The sequence below is a fragment of the Sulfurihydrogenibium sp. YO3AOP1 genome, from assembly GCF_000020325.1.
Lineage (GTDB): Bacteria > Aquificota > Aquificia > Aquificales > Hydrogenothermaceae > Sulfurihydrogenibium.
The window spans coordinates 866,931-884,752 of record NC_010730.1 but is presented as its reverse complement, the minus strand read 5'-3'; the positions used below and the strand labels follow the sequence as shown (position 1 = coordinate 884,752).

Annotated in this window: 19 protein-coding genes; 7 read left to right on the top strand and 12 right to left on the bottom strand. The window is 31.7% G+C overall.

Annotation, left to right across the window (positions count from 1 at the left end; translation table 11 throughout):
* Positions 1–19 precede the first annotated feature (19 nt).
* Positions 20–484, top strand: a complete 465-nt coding sequence (locus SYO3AOP1_RS04380) for an integrase core domain-containing protein (RefSeq protein WP_281340817.1) — start codon at positions 20–22, stop codon at positions 482–484.
* 213 nt (positions 485–697) lie between these two features.
* Here SYO3AOP1_RS04380 and hemH read toward each other — a convergent pair whose 3' ends face one another.
* Together hemH and speD are read right to left on the bottom strand one after the other, a co-directional pair.
* On the bottom strand, positions 698–1,705 hold the full coding sequence (gene hemH / locus SYO3AOP1_RS04375) for a ferrochelatase (RefSeq protein ID WP_012459552.1): 1,008 nt from the start codon (positions 1,703–1,705) through the stop codon (positions 698–700).
* A gap of 657 nt (positions 1,706–2,362) precedes the next feature.
* Positions 2,363–2,788: an adenosylmethionine decarboxylase gene (gene speD, locus SYO3AOP1_RS04370; protein ID WP_012459551.1), complete on the bottom strand. Its 426-nt coding sequence runs from the start codon at positions 2,786–2,788 to the stop codon at positions 2,363–2,365.
* Between the two features lie 205 nt (positions 2,789–2,993).
* Between speD and SYO3AOP1_RS04365 the strand changes: the two genes are divergently transcribed.
* From SYO3AOP1_RS04365 to SYO3AOP1_RS04340, 6 genes are all read left to right on the top strand, one after another.
* The gene (locus SYO3AOP1_RS04365; RefSeq protein WP_012459550.1) at positions 2,994–4,250 is read left to right on the top strand and encodes a (Fe-S)-binding protein; all 1,257 of its coding nucleotides are present in this window, start codon (positions 2,994–2,996) and stop codon (positions 4,248–4,250) included.
* On the top strand, positions 4,234–4,425 hold the full coding sequence (locus tag SYO3AOP1_RS04360) for a rubredoxin (protein ID WP_012459549.1): 192 nt from the start codon (positions 4,234–4,236) through the stop codon (positions 4,423–4,425). Before SYO3AOP1_RS04365 ends, SYO3AOP1_RS04360 begins: the two co-directional genes overlap by 17 nt.
* A gap of 540 nt (positions 4,426–4,965) precedes the next feature.
* Positions 4,966–5,829 (top strand): polyprenyl synthetase family protein, encoded by an 864-nt coding sequence (locus SYO3AOP1_RS04355; protein WP_012459548.1) that lies wholly within the window; start codon positions 4,966–4,968, stop codon positions 5,827–5,829.
* The gene (queF, locus tag SYO3AOP1_RS04350; RefSeq protein ID WP_012459547.1) at positions 5,830–6,201 is read left to right on the top strand and encodes a preQ(1) synthase; all 372 of its coding nucleotides are present in this window, start codon (positions 5,830–5,832) and stop codon (positions 6,199–6,201) included.
* A gap of 473 nt (positions 6,202–6,674) precedes the next feature.
* Complete coding sequence (gene cysM, locus SYO3AOP1_RS04345; protein ID WP_012459546.1) at positions 6,675–7,625, top strand: cysteine synthase B; 951 nt, start codon at positions 6,675–6,677, stop codon at positions 7,623–7,625.
* Entirely contained in the window at positions 7,612–8,220 is a 609-nt protein-coding gene (locus tag SYO3AOP1_RS04340; RefSeq protein WP_012459545.1) for a molybdenum cofactor guanylyltransferase, read from the top strand. Before cysM ends, SYO3AOP1_RS04340 begins: the two co-directional genes overlap by 14 nt.
* A 508-nt stretch (positions 8,221–8,728) precedes the next feature.
* Here the strand turns inward: SYO3AOP1_RS04340 and SYO3AOP1_RS04335 are convergent.
* The 10 genes from SYO3AOP1_RS04335 to SYO3AOP1_RS04290 form a co-directional block, all read right to left on the bottom strand.
* Positions 8,729–9,166 carry a hypothetical protein gene (locus tag SYO3AOP1_RS04335; RefSeq protein WP_012459544.1) on the bottom strand — a complete coding sequence of 146 codons (438 nt, stop codon included), beginning with the start codon at positions 9,164–9,166 and terminating at the stop codon, positions 8,729–8,731.
* Positions 9,126–9,542 (bottom strand): hypothetical protein, encoded by a 417-nt coding sequence (locus tag SYO3AOP1_RS04330; RefSeq protein ID WP_012459543.1) that lies wholly within the window; start codon positions 9,540–9,542, stop codon positions 9,126–9,128. The genes SYO3AOP1_RS04335 and SYO3AOP1_RS04330 overlap by 41 nt, the downstream gene beginning before the upstream one ends.
* The gene (locus SYO3AOP1_RS04325) at positions 9,505–10,299 is read right to left on the bottom strand and encodes a flagellar motor protein MotB (protein WP_012459542.1); all 795 of its coding nucleotides are present in this window, start codon (positions 10,297–10,299) and stop codon (positions 9,505–9,507) included. Before SYO3AOP1_RS04325 ends, SYO3AOP1_RS04330 begins: the two co-directional genes overlap by 38 nt.
* Before the next feature lie 3 nt (positions 10,300–10,302).
* Entirely contained in the window at positions 10,303–11,064 is a 762-nt protein-coding gene (gene motA, locus SYO3AOP1_RS04320) for a flagellar motor stator protein MotA (RefSeq protein WP_012459541.1), read from the bottom strand.
* Positions 11,065–11,102: 38 nt separating this feature from the next.
* Complete coding sequence (locus SYO3AOP1_RS04315; protein ID WP_083766929.1) at positions 11,103–11,774, bottom strand: ABC transporter ATP-binding protein; 672 nt, start codon at positions 11,772–11,774, stop codon at positions 11,103–11,105.
* Positions 11,774–13,027 carry an ABC transporter permease gene (locus SYO3AOP1_RS04310; protein ID WP_012459539.1) on the bottom strand — a complete coding sequence of 418 codons (1,254 nt, stop codon included), beginning with the start codon at positions 13,025–13,027 and terminating at the stop codon, positions 11,774–11,776. Before SYO3AOP1_RS04310 ends, SYO3AOP1_RS04315 begins: the two co-directional genes overlap by 1 nt.
* 1 nt (position 13,028) lies before the next feature.
* Entirely contained in the window at positions 13,029–14,147 is a 1,119-nt protein-coding gene (locus SYO3AOP1_RS04305; RefSeq protein WP_012459538.1) for an efflux RND transporter periplasmic adaptor subunit, read from the bottom strand.
* 233 nt (positions 14,148–14,380) lie between these two features.
* The gene (locus SYO3AOP1_RS04300; RefSeq protein WP_012459537.1) at positions 14,381–16,366 is read right to left on the bottom strand and encodes a primosomal protein N'; all 1,986 of its coding nucleotides are present in this window, start codon (positions 16,364–16,366) and stop codon (positions 14,381–14,383) included.
* A complete protein-coding gene (hslV, locus tag SYO3AOP1_RS04295) occupies positions 16,359–16,895 on the bottom strand; it encodes an ATP-dependent protease subunit HslV (RefSeq protein ID WP_012459536.1) in 537 nt (178 codons plus the stop codon). The genes SYO3AOP1_RS04300 and hslV overlap by 8 nt, the downstream gene beginning before the upstream one ends.
* Entirely contained in the window at positions 16,882–17,604 is a 723-nt protein-coding gene (locus tag SYO3AOP1_RS04290; RefSeq protein ID WP_012459535.1) for a C40 family peptidase, read from the bottom strand. Before SYO3AOP1_RS04290 ends, hslV begins: the two co-directional genes overlap by 14 nt.
* Positions 17,605–17,822 lie beyond the last annotated feature (218 nt).

The following is a 17,822-nucleotide window of genomic DNA, read 5'->3' as shown; positions in this document are numbered from 1 at the left end:
CTCCCGGTAGAAAGTTTATATATTTGTAGCCAAGGATGTAAAAACAAGAATCTCTTTTACTTTTGCATATGGCAGGCTAAACAGTAAAAACGCAAAGGACTTTTTAGAGAAATTAATAAAAGCAATACCATTTGAGATAAAAGGTATACAAACAGATAATGGCAGTGAATTCTTAGGCGAGTTTAGCAAAGCATTAAAGAAAAAAGATATAAAACATTATTTTAACTATCCAAGATATCCAAAAGGACAAGCATATGTAGAGAGAATGAATAGGACATTACAGGATGAATTTATCATGTACTACGAAGATTATGAATTAAAAGATGTTTATGAGTTTAATAAAAAAATGATGGAGTATATGCTATGGTATAACATAGAAAGACCTCATCATAGTTTAAACAAAAAATCACCTATTGCATACTTTTGTGATATTATAAATTCAAGAAAATCGGAATTTTCCCAAACTGGTATGACCTATACATGATTCAGGTTTTAGGAAGTAGAGGAAGGACGGTCTAAAACATCCTGATTGGTCTTAAAAGACCAATGACAGTGACTTGATCTGTCCTTCCTTTTTTCTCCCATGTCTATAATTATTATAAAATCTTATTCTCTTATAGTTTAAAAATTTTTGGTATATTTAATATACGATGACAAGGAAAGGTAAATTCGCAAAAATTTTGAAACACTCTCACCCCTAAGAGTTTTTAATCACAAGCTCTTTTAGTGTTTCTATAAACATTGGATGACTTTTTAAAGTTGGTATTCTGATATAACTTTCAGCTCCAAGCTCTTTTGCTATGTTGCCATACAGATAATCAAGCTCGTAAAGTGTTTCTGAATGTTCTGAGACAAAGCTAACAGGTATAACTATTAGCTTTTTATATCCTTCTTTTATTAATCTTTCAATTTCTTGGTCTGTAAAAGGTTCTAACCACTTCACAGGTCCAACTTTTGATTGATAAGCTAAGGAATATTTAACATTTGGAAAATGCTCCATTATTAGTTTAACCGTTGTTTCTGTTTGTTTTTTGTATGGGTCGCCGTCAAGAATGATTTTTTCTGGCAAGCTATGGGCTGTAAATAAGAAATAATAATCTTTATAATCTTCTGGCAGGTTTTCTTTAATGTTTTCTACCATTGCTTTTATGTACAAAGGATTGTCAAAGTAGCAGTTTATTTTTGCGATGGGAATGTTTGAAAAATAATAGTATGGGTCTTTTGTCCCTTTTAGTGTAGATAGTACAGCAAATTTACCGGGGTTAATGTATCGTTTAACTCTTCTGTCAAATTCATTGAAAGATGATCCTGTGGTTGTTCTGCTGTACTGTGGATATAGCGGTAGCAAGATTATTTTTTTTATTTTTTCTTGGAAAAGCTGGTTTAAAGCTTCTTCTGTGAATGGATGCCAATATCTCATTGCAACGACAACTTTATAATCTTCCTCAAGTTTTTCTTGGAGTTTTTGGGCTTGCTGAAGCGTTTGTTCTTTTTGTGGAGATTTTCCACCCATTATTTCGTAGTATTTTTTTGTTTTTTTGGCTCTAAGTCTTGAAATTAAGAATGCTACTGGTTTTTGAATAGGTTTTGGAATTTGTATGATGTCATGGTCAGAAAATAAGTTGTATAAAAATGGCTGAATCGCATCTAAGGAGTCAGGACCACCCATATTTAAAAGTACAACGCCAATTTTTTCTTTTGTCATTGATTTCTCCTGTGTTTTGTAAGTTTAAATTATACTGGCTATTTTTACTTTGTTCAAGATGAAATTAAATTAGTTAGGTGTGAAATGAAAGATTAGGAATGTATAAGGTTTAAAAGAGATGCTTAACATTGTGAAAGTTATTAACCGCCTATAGTAAGACAAGTGCCTATATGTTTTGTCTGGCTTAATAAATGCTTTGCATTTTACGCTTTACCGCTAACATTAAAGTTCATACTTTTATTTGGGTAAGTAATTAGTGATTTTTATAAAATTTTAAAAGGGGATCCTTCGGCATTCGGCTTCAGGATGACAGTCAAAGGTTGAATGACAAATACTATAGAAAGGTGATCTTATTTGTCATTCTGAACGAAGTGAAGAATCTCTGCCTTTTACCTATCAATTTCTCAACTTTTTAAAAGAGAAGACACTTAGGCTTTACAGCTGCAGGATGGCTAAGGAAAGTTAATTTTAATATGCATCAATTTTATAGATCCTTTGGGCTTGTGTCCTAAGAATAACAGAGAAAATGAAAGTAGAGGCAATTCATGAATTGCCATTACAGAAGTTAGAAGTAAAGCATAGACGTTATTTTATAGTTGTGCGGAAAATCTCCTAGTCATTTTTAAAAACGCCAGCCGTTAGGCCGGCGTATGTTTATTAATATAATCTTCTTCTTTGCGAAGCTGTAATTGCTCCAGCCATGCCAATATCTCTTGGAAACTCGGTCCCTCTTGAAGTTGTTTGAACTTCAAGGTCTTCTGTACCAAAGAAAGATTTAATTATTTCTAAAGCTGCTGGAATATCAAAATCCTTACAAGAGAATATATCTATTGAAAAGTATCCTTTCTCCGGAAATGTATGGATGCTTATGTGGCTCTCTGCTATGATTACAAACCCTGAAACTCCCCAGTCTTCTGGTTTATCTCCGCCATCATACTTAAACACATACGGAGGCATAATTTTTGTCATTCCGATTTCAGCCGGCAAAGTATCTAAAAAGTTAGTAACAGCCTCTACGCTTGCCAAAGCTTCAAAATTTCCGTTGTAACCATCGACCATTAAATGGGGTCCAAATCCTATCAACTCTTGTTTTCCTCCTTTCAAATTAAAATTTGTGGTATAAAAGATATATTAAATTTTAAAGATTGTAAATATATTGTTGCATATTTTTTGTGCAATTTTAAACTTTATTAATATTTTGGCTTTAAAAAAACATGATTTTCATTATTGTTAATGTTTATTAACCAATATAAATTTTATATACCTTTAAAATTTAAGGAGACAATCAATGAGTGAACTAATAGAGCCAAAATTAACCATAGAATTGGCACATCAATGTGTTAAATGTTCCGCATGCAGACAGGTTTGCCCTACATATAGCGTCGTAAAAGAAGAGCGTTCTTCTCCAAGAGGTAGGCTTGCATTGGCTGAAGCTGTTGTAGATGGAATCTTACCACTTACTGAAGAAGTTGCAGCCCAGTGGAATCAATGTGCAATGTGTCGCCGTTGTGAGTGGATATGTCCTAACGAAGTTGAATATAAAGAGATTATGTTTAGAGCAAGAAATATGGCAAAGGAAAAATCAAAAAAAGATTACTTTAAGACAGTGGTTTTCAAAGGTCTTGGAATGATGGGAAATCCACTTACAAAAATAGGTATGAAGTTTGCACCAACCTTGATGGAAGCTTACGGAAAGCTTGCAGGTAAAGAAGTTCCTGAATACAATGCTGTTTATATAGATGTTGGTATTCCAAAATATGCTAAACTAATGCCTAAGCCATCTGCAAAACCTTTTGGATTGAGAGGCAAAGAAGTAAAAGCTGAAAAATCTAAAGGAAGATTGCTATTCTTTACAGGCTGTATGATAGATGCTTTTCAAGGTAAGGTAGGAGAGAGTGTTTTAAAACTTATGGAAAAAGCCGGTTATGATGTTGTAGTTCCAAAAGATATAAGATGCTGTGGAGCACCACATCTTTACAGTGGAGAGATAGACGCATTCAATAAACTTATGAAGCATAATAAGAACGAAATAGATAAATACAAGTTTGATTATATCGTAGTTGCATGTCCAACATGTGGCGGGGCTCTAAAAGAAGAGTATAAATATCCAGTTAAAGATTTTGCAGAAATACTTAGAGAAGAAGGATTTTTAGTATTTAAAGGCAGCGGTGAAAAAGTTAGCTTTCATTTTCCTTGCCATTCTTACACTGCAATGAAAACAGACCCTAACGTATTTAGAGATGTATTAAAAAATGTGAAAGACGCACAATACGTTGAAGGTGAAGAAGCTATGATGTGTTGCGGTTTTGCCGGATACTTCTCTGTGGCTAACTATGAAGTAGCTTCTGAGCTTCAAAAAAGAAAAATAGAAGATTTAAGAAAAACTCAGGCAACTTACGTTTTAAGTGATTGTCCGGGATGTGTACTAAATTTAGCAGATGGTATGTATAAGCACGGTCATTATAAAGAAGTTAAAGTTATGCACTTAGCAGAATACTTGGCAGAAAGACTTGTAGAGGAAGAAAAAAATGAAGGTAAATCTTAAAGAAGAAAAAAATCTCAAATACAGATGCAGAGTTTGTGGCTATGTATACGACCCGGAAAAAGGAGATGAGATTAATCTTATCTCTCCGGGCGTTGAGTTTGTAGATTTACCAGACACTTGGAGATGTCCAGTCTGTAATTACTCTAAAAAAGAGTTTAGAGCTGTTAAAATTTAGAAATATACTTCTGAGAGAAAAATGTATTAAGAAAAAGTGGGTGAGTGAACAAGGATAGCGGAACAAAAGTAAACGCTGGAGCGATTCATGAATAGCCCATAAATGATTTAATTGTAGGACTAAACCTGTGTATTTCCCCCAAATTTATAAGAATTTCATGTTTCACATCTTATGTTAATTCTTAAGTCTTAAATATATAAGCTTGTTTTTTGGTCTATACCTACGTTTGCCATTATAACAAGGATTACGGATGGCAACTTGAGTTGTTATTGTTTATTATGTTTATGTTTAAACAGTCAAGTCGGGTGAGAAATTCAGTAAAAATATCAGATTTTTTGCCGGCTTCAGAAATGACAAAAATAACTTTTCACTTCTAACTTTCTCACCTTTTTCTGTACGGGCAATTCATGAATTGCCTCTTTTAGTTTCTTTGTCATCCGCCTAAGGTCTTTAATCCGAAAGATCTCCTTGTCTAAATTTTATAAAAATCGCTAATTTCTCCCCCCAAAGCATATCTTAACCTGTTATATAATATTTACTATGGAGTTTAAAAATATCTTAAAAGAAAAAGCAAGCTTTATAAATAAGCAATTAGATAGATTCGTTCCCAGATGCATTCCTGAAGAATTATCTAACGCAATGAGATATTCTTTAGAAGCGGGTGGAAAAAGAATCAGACCTATCTTAGTTATTGAATGTGCAAAGGCTGTCAAAGAAGATGTAAATGTTGAAGATTTTATAGATATAGCTATTTCAACAGAATTTATTCATACTTACTCTTTAATTCATGATGATTTACCTGCCATGGATGATGATGATTTAAGAAGAGGAAAGCCAACCTGTCATAAAGTGTTTGGTGAAGCTATCGCAATTCTTGCCGGTGATGGACTTTTAACATTTGCTTTTGAGCTTATTTCAAACAATAAAAAATTATCAGCTGAAAAAATTGTAAAAGTAATTAATATTTTGTCTCATAATGTTGGAATTTATGGAATGGTGGGAGGTCAAGCAGCTGATATATTGCCAAATTTTAAAGATGTTGAATTTATTCATTTAAATAAAACTGCAAAATTTTTATCTGCATGCTGTCAAATTGGTTGTGTGTTAGCTGATGCTACAGAAGAAGAGATACTAAAATTAAAAAATTATGGAATAAATATCGGTCTTGCTTTTCAGATATGGGATGATATTTTAGATGAAATCGGAGATGAAGAAAAAACAGGAAAAAGATTACACAAAGATAAAGATAAAAATAAGATTACCTATCCATCTTTGTATGGATTAGAAAAGTCAATACAGATTGCAAAAGATTATGTTGAAAAGGCAAAAAATGAGATAAAAGACTTGAAAAACTCTGAATTTTTGATTAAATTAGCTGATTATATTATTAGCAGAGAGGTTTAGATGAAATACGGAGAGAAAGAAATACTTGAAGCAAAATTAGAGCCATGGCCTAATCCATATCCGGAGAGAAATTATACTATTGATATAACTTTTCCTGAATTTTCTTGTCTTTGTCCAAGGTCAGGATATCCAGATTATGCAACAATAAAAATAATCTACATTCCGGACCAATACATTGTAGAATTAAAATCTTTAAAGCTTTATCTAAACAAATACAGAAATCAGTATATATCCCATGAAGAGGCTACCAATAAAATTTATGAAGATTTGTACAATCTTTTAAAACCAAGAAAACTTGAAGTTATTGGAGATTGGAATCCAAGAGGAAACGTAAAAACAATAATAAAAGTAAGCAGTGAAGATAATAAGTAGTTTATCAAAACCATTTTATTTCAATCAGATTAGGATTATCTTATCGCAATTAAAATAAATTCTATTGCATTAGATAGGAAATTAGGGATCTTTATAAACTTAAGAAAGAGATGCTTTGGCTCACAGCCTCAGGATGAGAACCAAAAGTTGGCTGATAAGCATCAGAGAAAGGGCAACATTATATGTCATTCTGAGCGAAGCGAAGAATCTCCTATTTTTCTTTTCAAAAAACATTAAAAAATCAGATCCTTCACTTCGCTGCTGGACGACAAGGAAAAATAAAAATCTGTCATTCTGCACCCGGCGAAGAATCCCATACTTTTAAAATGATTTTTTGCCCGATGTATAATTATTGCAATTATAAAATACATTTTAATAACCTTCTTTAGTTTTACAATTAATATTCAAATGTTAGTTATTTCTAACCTGAGTCTTAACTGATATAATAATTACAAAAAAACCAAGAGGCTTTTATGTGGATATTTGGACAGCATGATGAAGGCTATAGAAAAACAAGAAAATCAATATTAGAGCTTGTTGGAAACACTCCATTAGTAGAACTCAGCAGGTCATTGCCTGAAGATATAAAAAAGAAGAATGTAAAAATTTATGCAAAGTTAGAATCTTATAATCCCGGTGGTTCTGTAAAAGACAGACCGGCAACAAGAATGATAGTTGAAGCAATTAATTCCGGAAAACTAACTAAAGATAAAGTTATCATAGACGCAACATCCGGAAATACCGGAATTGCTCTTGCAATGGTTGGAACTGCTCTTGGATATCAAGTTGAGCTTGCGATGCCAGCCAATGTTAGCGAAGAAAGGAAAAGAATCATAAAAGCGTTTGGAGCTAAAATCCATTTTACAAATCCACTTGAAAGCACAGATGGAGCAATTATATACGTCAGAAAGCTTGTTGAAAAGTATCCAGAAAAATATTATTACATAGACCAATATAATAATGATGCAAACTGGAAAGCACATTTTGATTCTACCGCAGTGGAAATTTGGAATCAAACAGAAGGAAAGATTACTCACTTTGTTGCCGGAATAGGAACAGGTGGTACCGTGATGGGAACTGGCAGAAGGTTAAAAATCTTTAATCCGGATATTCAAGTTATAGGCGTTCAGCCAGATAGTCCATTTCATGGCATAGAAGGATTAAAATATATAGAAACTTCAATAAAGCCGGGTATTTTTGATGAAAACAGGCTTGACAGAACTATCTTTATTGGAACTGATATTGCATATCAAAGAGCGAGAGAGCTGTCAAGATTGGAAGGAATATTTGTAGGACAATCGTCCGGTGCTGCTTATGAGGCAGCAATAAAAGTAGCAAGAGAAATTGATGAAGGTGTTATAGTTTTTATATGTCCTGACGGTGGAGAAAAATATTTAACAACGGCTTTATATGACTACGAATAAAATATCTTGCATTCTACTTGCTGGCGGTCAAAGCAAGAGAATGGGAGAAGATAAAGCATTTTTAAAACTTGATGGACAAACATTTTTAAAAATAATTGTTAAAAAACTCTATGAAAAATGCGATGAAATTACCCTTTCAATAAATAAAGATGAAGAAATTTATCAAAAAGAACTTAATGAATTTCTTAATAAGATAACTTTTATTAAAGACAAAAATCCTTACGATGGTCCATTAAACGCCGTTGTATCAGTAGCAGATAGTATTAATAATCCATATGTGTTTATAGCTACTGTAGATACTCCACTTTTAAATCCAGAATTAATTGATTTTTATAAAGAAAAAATTTCAGATTATGATTGCATTCTTCCTATAATCAATGGAAAGTATCAACCTTTAAATACGCTTTACAAAAAAGATATTTTAGAAAAAGCAAAGCAAATATATAATTCAAGCAAGTCCTTAATGTCTTGGATTAATAAGCTAAATTGCCTAAAATTGTATGAAGATGAAATATCTAAGATAGATGAGAGTTTTTTTAGTTATTGGAGTATTAACACAAAAGATGAGTATGAAAGATTGAAGAATATAAAATAAATGAGAAAGTAAGATTACAATACCTTAGCTGAGATATTAGTGGTTTTAAAAAGGAGGCTCTTCAAACTTACGTCCTTGGGATGACAACGTAAAGTAAAGTAGGGGGCAATTCATGAATTGCCATTACATATTGTATGTTAACGGTTACTTATATATCATTCTGCAGCCGGCGAAGAATCTCCCTCCTACTTTTCTTACCTGTTATCTCTCACTTTTTAAAAAGGAGAGCCTTAAGATTAAAGTCCTCAAATGACGCAATGAAGACAAACTTACAAAAATTTTAGAAAAGCCTCAGTTTTGGAGGCTTTAATTGTATTAAATCGTTGTTTTATTTTTCCTTAAAGTCCCTATATCTCATGTTATTTCAGGGATATCGGATAGGATAATATATAGTAGCAATTCATGAATCGCCAATACTAAACATCGTTTCAGACTTACGGAACATTTCTGTATTAAAACAGGAAACTTACAATCAGTCTTGTCTATCTTGCTGTTTGCTGCTAATCATTCAATTTTTGATATTACTTTCTTCTTTCAATCTTGTTAAAATTTTTACGATTTTACTAACCATTATTGGGTCGGTATTATCAAGTACAGCTGCTGCTTTTTTTTCATTCATATTAAAAATAATATATGCAGCATCTTCAGCTGACTCCATTTTAGACAGTTTCTGGCCTGCCATCTCTGGGTCCATTTTTTCAAATACTTTTGCAAGCTTTTTATATCTTTCATCTTGAATTTTTTTCTTACTTTCTTCTATCTCTTTCTTCAAAAGCTCTAAAGCTTGTTTTTCTTTTTTTATTTGTTCTAATAAAGCTTCGTTTTTTTGATATGTTGCTTTTATTTCATCTCTTATCTGTTTTAATTTTTCAGCTTCTTTTTTTAGCTCTTCAACTTGTGCAAAGCTACTGCTTATTAAAAATAGAATTCCTATTAAAAATCTCATTTGACTCCACCATTTCTTTAAAATTGTCTAAAATCTGTTTTTTGTTTACTTTTAAAGTAAAATATTTATCAATAGCTTTTTTCTCTGCATTTAGTAATGCTATCTTTTCTTTAATTTGCTCTTTTTCTCTCTCTAAGGATTTTATCTCTTCTTCTATCTTTTTTAATTTTTCTTTTTGATAATTGATAAATTCATATTTTTGTCCCATCGAAAAGATATCGTTAATATTAAGCTCTAATACTAACTTTATTTCATTTTCAATGGCGGATTTTTTATTATAAAATGTCTCTAAGGTCTCATCAATATTTTTCAGCTTTTCTTTTTCAGCGTTTAAATAATTATCTTTTACTTTCAGTAGTTGTTTTTTGTTTTTCATTTTTCTCTTCAGAATTTTCTTTATATATAAAATCTGCTTTTTCTTTTAATTCTGCTTCTTTATCAGTACCTGTAATAAGATTTATTTCGATTCTTCTATTTAACTTTCTTCCTAGTTCAGAATTATTTGGAGAGATTGGTTTTGTGTCAGCATAACCTACTGCACTAAATAGGTATGGCGGTAAATTCCCGGCAGTTATTAAATATCTTACAACTGCAGCAGCTCTGGATGCAGAAAGCTCCCAGTTTGATGGATAAATACAGGTTGGTCCGGGTGGGATATCATCTGTATGTCCTTCAACTTCTACCGGCAGTTTGGCTTCTTTTATAACTTCAGCAATCCCATTTAATAATTCTTTATATTCTTGATTGATTTCTGTGCTACATGGAGGAAACAATATATAATCTAATATTCTAATTCTTACACCCATAGGAATTACTTCAACGCTAACTTTTCCTTCAAGATTTAGTTTTTTAATAATCTGCTCAACTCTTTCTTTTATTTTTTTCTTCGCATCTTCTCTCTTTTGTTTTACCCCCACACCTTCAATTATTGATGTAGGGGCAGACGAAGATATTGGTTTAAAGCTAAATGCAGCAGATATAGCTTCAACAAATGACGCTAATTTTTTCTTATCTATTGTAGAAATAGCAAAAAGTGCGATAAAGAGAGCTAAAAGTAATGATAGAAAGTCTGCGTATGGTACAGCCCACCTTTCCCCTGCACCGTGTTCTTCATGTTTTTTCTTTCTTGCCATATTTTAAGCCTCTTTAGCTTCAGATTTTCCTGTGTAAATCATAAGCTGTTCTCTAAGCATTTTTGGATTTTTAGATAATGCTATTCCAATTATACCTTCTAATATCATTTCTCTAGTTTTAATTATATCTTTAGCTTTAGCTTTCATTTTGTGTCCCCATGGACCAAAAAGGAGATAGGAAGATACGATACCTGTAACAGTTGCAGTAAAAGCACCCGCTATACCTTCTGCCATTTCTACCGGATTTTCAAGTCTTTTTAATGCAAGGATTAATCCCATAACTGCACCGACAAGACCAAAAACCGGCGTAGTTTCTCCTGCCGTAATCCAGTATTTTGCAGCACCTTCGTAATACTCTTCTATCTCTCCAATCTCCAACTCCATTCTTTCTCTAATTACCTCAGGCTCTAATCCATCTACAAGCATCTGCAGACCTTTTCTAAAAAATGGATCATCTATATTACCTATATCAGATTCTATTGCTAAAATTCCTTCTTTCCTTGCCTTTTCAGCTATTTTTATAATTTGTTCTAAAGTCTCTTCTGGATTTAATTGAGGATTACCAAATACGATTTTAAGTTCTTTGTAAGCAGCTGCAACATATTTTTGTTTTGTTGCTACAGCAGCAGCTGATAATGTTGTAGGTACGACTATTATAATAGAAGATATATGAACAAGTCCGGCCGGGTTTCCACCTTCCATTATATCACCTACAGCAAACAAAACTAAGGCAGCGATTATCCCACCGATTGTGGTAATATCCATTATTTTTTATGCCTCCCTTTTTTAGAAATTATTATAACTCAAATTTTCTTTAAATCTTCTATAATTTCACCATCTTTTAATTTTATGATTCTTTGAGTTCTTTCTGCTAAATCAATTTCGTGAGTTACCATGATTATAGTTCTTCCTTCTTTGTTTAGATTTTCAAATATTTCCATGACTATTTCGGTATTTTTTGAGTCAAGATTCCCCGTTGGTTCGTCTGCAATAATTACCAATGGATTGTTTGATAAAGCTCTTGCAATAGATACTCTCTGCTGTTCGCCACCTGATAACTCGTAAGGTCTTCTGTCTTGCTTTTTTTCAAGTTCAAGCTTTTCGAGATTTTTTATTGCCTTATCCGCTGCCGCAGATTTTTCTACTCCACTTTTTAACATTGGAACCATAACATTTTCTAAAGCTGTAAGTTCATTTATCAGATAATGAAACTGAAACACGAATCCAAATTTCTTGTTTCTTATTTCTGAAATTCTTTTTTTATCCTTAAAATTTATTTCTTGATTTTCAACAAAAACTTTTCCATCTGTTGGCTGGTCTAAAAGTCCAAGTATGTATAGTAATGTACTTTTTCCTGAACCGGATGGACCTATAATACTTACAAACTCTCCTTGTTTTACTGAAAGATTAATATTTTTTAAAATATGCTCATTAGCAATAAACTTGTTTATATTTTCTACTTTTATAATTTCCATCATCCACCACTTCTAAAAATATCAACAGGATTTAGCTTAGATGCTTTGTAAGATGGATAAAAAGATGCCAATATGGAGAAAAACATTGAAAAAACAAAGCCATAAACAAAGTAAAGAATACTTCTGTCAAGAATAAAGCCTTTTGCTCTTATTAAGCCTTCAACGTCTATTCTTAAGCTTGATAGCCATTCTTGGATAGAATAGCCAAGTATTGCTCCTATTATGTAGCCAAAAAAGCCAATGATTATACCTTGAAATGTAAAGATTTTTATTATTTCATCATCTTCATATCCAACGGTCTTTAAAATTGCTATATCTTTTTTCTTTTCCATAACTGTCATCATTATGATGTTAAAAATTCCAAAAGCTGATACTACCAAAATAGCAAATACTATCATGTACGTGATGTAGTTTTGAATTTTAAAAAGCTGTAAAAAGTTTTTGTATGCAAATTGCCAGCTTTCAGTGTAATAACCGGTCTCTTGCGAGATTAATCTTGCTAACCTTTCTGCTTTATTTACGTCTTTTATTTTAAATATTAGCTCATTAACTTCATTTGGTCTTTGAAGCATGGTCTGAAGCGTTCTAAGGTTTAGATAAACTCTTGTTTGGTCTAAGTTTGTAATTCCTGAGTTAAAAAAATCAACAACTTTAAACAGATGTGTGTTTCCGTTTGGCGTTGTTAGTATTACTTTTTTTCCCGTTTCGTATATTCCAAGGTCTTTGGCAAGAAGTTTACCGATAATTATGCTGTTTTCGTCTGCTAATAAAACATCTAATCGTTTATTTTCTATAAATTTATCAATTACCGATGCTTTTCTTTCCAAATTTGGGTCTATACCAATCAATGACCCAGACTTTTCAACCGTTCCATATTTTAATATACCTTGACTTACAAGATGTGGTGCTACTCCAAGAATATCAGGATTGTTTGAGTACTTTTCTATTATAAATTTGTAATCTGTGATTTTATCCTTCTTTTCAGGCGGTTTAGACCCAAGAATTACCGGAATAATTTTATCACCATAGTAAATTTTTAAAATTCTATCCGGTATATCTTCCGGTTTTGTCTTAAGTGTAATGTGTGCGTTTAAGTCTATTGCTTGCTCTACAAAGTATTTTTGAAATCCATTCATCAATGAAGCCATAACTATAAAAGCTGCAACACCGATTCCAACACCAACAATTGAGACAAAAGTCTGTCTTTTTCTTTCAACTAAAAACTTTAAAGCTAAAAAAAGTATATGATACATCTTATTTACCAATAACTATGATTTGACCTTCGTTTAAACCACTTAAAGCTTTTAGATAACCATTATATTTTTCTTTATCAACTTCTACTTTAACATTCTTGATTTCTCCATTTTCTAACAATTTGACATAGCCATTTTTATAAGCATTTTCTGGAATAAACAAGCCAGAAACCTTTCCTAAAATTATATTAGATTCTACCGTCATGTTTAACAATACAGGTCTGTCATAGTTAACATCTGCTTTAACTTTGACCGTCCTTGAATTTTTGTCAGATTGAGACTCTATCGTTTTGATTTTTCCGGTGAAAACTTTATCCGGATAAGAATCAAGCTTTACGAGAACTTCCATTCCTTCTTTAAGCAGTGGTGCATACTCTTCATCTACCAATAAAACCGTCTCTCTCTTATCTAAACTTCCAATAGCAAAAAGCTGATTATTTTGAGAGATATTGTTTATATAGTCTCCTTCATTTACAAATTTTCTTAAAACTTTGCCATCTGTCGGAGATTTTATATAGTATTTATCAATCTCTTTGGCTACTTCCGCCTTTTTAGCTTCAAAGCTTTTTAGCTGATAAGACAACTCTTTTAAACTATCTTGATAGCTTGCAACCGCTTTCTCATAATCTCTCTTGGCTACTTCTAAATTTTTAGCTACCTCATCAAACTGCTCTTTTGGGATCAACCCTTTTTCAAATAGATTTTTTCTTCTCTCGTAAACCTTTAAAAGATTTTCATAGTTTGCTTTTTTCATTTCTATATTTTCGATAAACTGCTTTCTAAAATCTGAATTTTCAGAAAGTTTTTGTTTGACAAGCTGTGCTTGAAACTCTATATCTTTTAGATTTTCATAAAGTGTAGGATTTGATATTTTCGCAATGATTTGACCTTTCTTTACTTGGTCGTTTTCCTTTACATATATTTTTTCAACGTAGCCAGAAACTTCTGATTTAACTATTACGCTATTTTCACTATCTATATATCCGGAAGCATAAATAGATTTAACAACCTCTTTTTTCTCAAGCTTATAAGTTTCATATCCGTTTTTGTTTTTGTTATAGAAGTAAAGTAAAGCTGTTGATACAAAAAAAATCGCAAAAATTAAGAATATTTTTTTCATAAATTAACCTCTGTTTTAGGAAGATGCTATATTTTATTAGTATATATAAATAATATACGTCAGGTGAAAAATTCAACAAAAGTAGGAGATTCTTCGCCGGCTGCAGAATGACAAATGAGGTTACCCTTTCTCAGATATTTATCAACCAACCTTTGACCGTTATCCTGAGGACCTAAATCCGAAGCTTCTCCTTTTTAAATTTTATAAAAACCACTAATTTCCCACCCAAGGTATTAAAAACTCTTAGGGTCGACTTCTATAATTACATCCACACCCTTTTTTAACAGTTTTTCAGCTAAAACCTTTATCATTTCCTTTTCTTTTTCTGATTTATACTCAAAATAATAATTAAAACTATTTGATTTTTGAGAGAAAGAATATACTTTCAAGCTTGAGATTTCTCTCAATACCTTTTCAACATACTCTTTTTGAGTTGGTTTAAACACAATTTTAAATCTTACAAGCTTTAAAAACGGTGGTAGCTTGTTTTTCTTTCTATAGATAGTTTCTTTTTTATAAAAATTTTCTAAAATTTGATTTACATCCAAGGATTTAGCTCCAATGTTTTCCGCAAGCCAACTCTCCAGTGTATTAGAAAAAATGATATAATTATCCTTAGCTACTGTTAACGGAGATATTACAGACCTTAAAAATTTTTCATTTGACCTATAATCAGGTAAATCTAAAATAAAATCAGGATAAAGATTTATAACCATATCAAAGCTTTCAAACTGCAATATATCCTTTAAACTTGATTCTACAATGATTTTATTAGAATCCAGTAGCTTTCTAAGTTTATCACTTTTTTTAAGAAATTCAAAAACAAACTCTTTTCCAAATCCAGTCTCCTTTAGCTTAAAATCACATTCAGGACAGGTTTTAAAGTATTCAAACCTTTTTTTACAAGATGGACATCTGAAAATTTTAGTGTTATTTTGAATGTAAGTTTTTAGCGGAACATCACAGGTTGGACAAACTGCTTCCCATCCACATCTTGGACAGTAAATGAACCCGGAGTAATAGCTTTTATTAGTTAAAATCAGAGTTCTTCCTTTCTTTGAAATCAAGCTTTGGAGTTTATTTAAAGTTTTATTGATAGACTTAAAAGGATTGATTTCTACATAAGATTTTATAACATCTTTATCTTTTTTTAGATTTGTAGCATTAATCAAGTAGCTTTCGATGGATAAGATAGAAGATGCTAAGATGATTGGAATATTTTTTTCTTTATGAATGTAATATAAAACCCTTTTTGTCTCAAATCTTGGAGACCTTAAAACTTTGTAAGCTGATGAATGTTCTTGCTCAAGAATTAAGAGATTTAAGTCTTTTATAGGAATAAGCAAAGAAGATACTGTTCCGATCACAATAGATGGATTATTTGTTATCTCTTTAAAAATTTCAAACTGAAGCTTTGGACTAATTCCATCATGATAAAAATATACATTTTCAAACTTTTGAGATAAATCTTTATAAAGTATATTTCCAAAGGCAATGCTTGGAACGACAATCAACACACTTTTATTTGTTTTAACATATTTTTTTATAAGCGATGTGTAAGCTTTTAACCTATTTTTGAAATAAAATCTATCATAAACATACATCTGACTTTCTAATAGTTTTGGAGTATAGTCAGCCGTTTTTGGCTGTCTAAAGACAGGAGTTTTTATTTTTATACTACTTTCAACAGGAATAAGAATACCTTTATCAAGCAAACTCTTAATACTTTTTTTAGAAAATCCAAGTGATAATAAATCTTCATAAGATACTTCCTGATTTTCTTGAATGATTTGAATAATTTTTTTAGCTGTTTCTGAGATTTTTTTAAGCTCTACATTTTCATTAATGTTAAAAACTTTAAAAGCAAGCGGGTCTTTTATGGCTTTTTCTCTTAAGATATTTGGAATGAAAAAATCTATCGTCAAACCTATCGGAGATAGATAATAATCTGAAATTTTTTTAATGATGTTTATTTCTTTTTCTGTAAATACTTGAAAATCATCGATTTTTATGATATCTTTTAGTTTGCTTCTATATTCTGCCGGAACGTTTTTGATAGAATTAGATATTCCAATGACTAATCCATAGGATTTAGTACTCTTAAATGAAACAATTACTCTTCTGCCTACAAAATTTTCTAAGGACTCAGTTTGAAACCTGTACCAAAAAGTTTGGTAAAGTGGTACAGGAACAGCTACTTCAAGAAAGATTTCATTCAATTTCTTCTATTACAAAGTTTTGGTTGGTGTAAATGCAGATTTCCCCGGCTATCTTCATCGCCTCTTCTACGATTTTGCGAGCATCAAGATCTGTATTTCTATAGAGCGCCAACGCAGCAGACCTTGCATAATCTCCACCAGAACCTATAGCCAAAACAGGCTCATCAGGTTCTATCACATCACCATTTCCAGAGAGTAAAAGCATATTATTTTTATCTGCAGCTATCATTACAGCTTCTAATCTTCTTAGATATTTATCTAATCTCCAGTCTTTTGCCAGCTCTACTGCAGATTTGACTAAATTTCCTTTATACTTGTTTAGTTTTTCTTCTAACCTTTCCATCAATGCGAGACCATCTGCAGCACTGCCTGCAAAACCAACTATAACTTTACCTTCATTTAAAACTCTTATCTTTTTTGCTGTATGCTTAACAACAGCAGACCCAAGAGTTACTTGACCATCTCCGGCTATAACTGTTTTTCCGTTTCTTCTAACAGCTAATATTGTTGTACTTTTAATTTTTTCCATTCTTTTCCTGTATTATCTTTGCTATTGGGTCGTTTTCTTTACTCTTTTCAGATGTATTGTCGTTCATATACTGCTCCATAGAGTCAATATCTTCAACTTCTTTCAAGTCTTTAATATTAGCCGGAATTCTTTTAGCAAATAAAAATCTTCTCACATAATAATCTTCATTAATATTTGCTAATTCAACTCTTCCACCTTTAGAAGAGGCATGAATCATTTTACCATCGCCAATATAAATCCCTACGTGGGAAGGAAAGCTTGCATAAGTTGCAAAGAATAATAAGTCTCCCGGTTTTAAGCTTTCTCTTCTAACAAAATATCCATATCTTGCTTGTTCTCTTGCGGTTCTTGGAAGTTTAAATCCTGCAAGCTCAAAAACGTGTTGAACAAAAGATGAACAATCTATCCCGTTTATAGAGTTTCCGCCAAAAGTGTACTTTGTACCAAGTAATCCTACTGCATACTTGTAAATATCCCTATTAGGCTCAAGGTAATCACCATACACTCTTGGACCGTAAGAGTAAGAAACCTTAGTTATCTTTATATGTTTATGGCTTTTTTTTGCATGGCTTGATTTTTTAGATACTTTTGTTGCATGATGGTTTGCTTTTTTACTTGAATGACCTTTAGTTTTAGCTTCTGCTATATTTGGTAGAATAAAAATTGACAAACTTAAAAACGTACCTATAATTTTCTTGGATAGTTTCATATTCATCCCCCTATTCTTATAAAACTAATTTAAATTATAACAGTAAAAAAATTTTTTGTAAACTTTTTTATGAGGATGTTCTAAAATTCCTGTAAGTTGTAATGTATGTGTAAAATGAATTTACCTTTTCTTGTCATCCTGAGGCTGTAAGCCGAAGGATCTCCTCTTTTGATGTTTTTTGAAAAGAAAAAAACAGGATATTCTTCGTTGACGCTCAG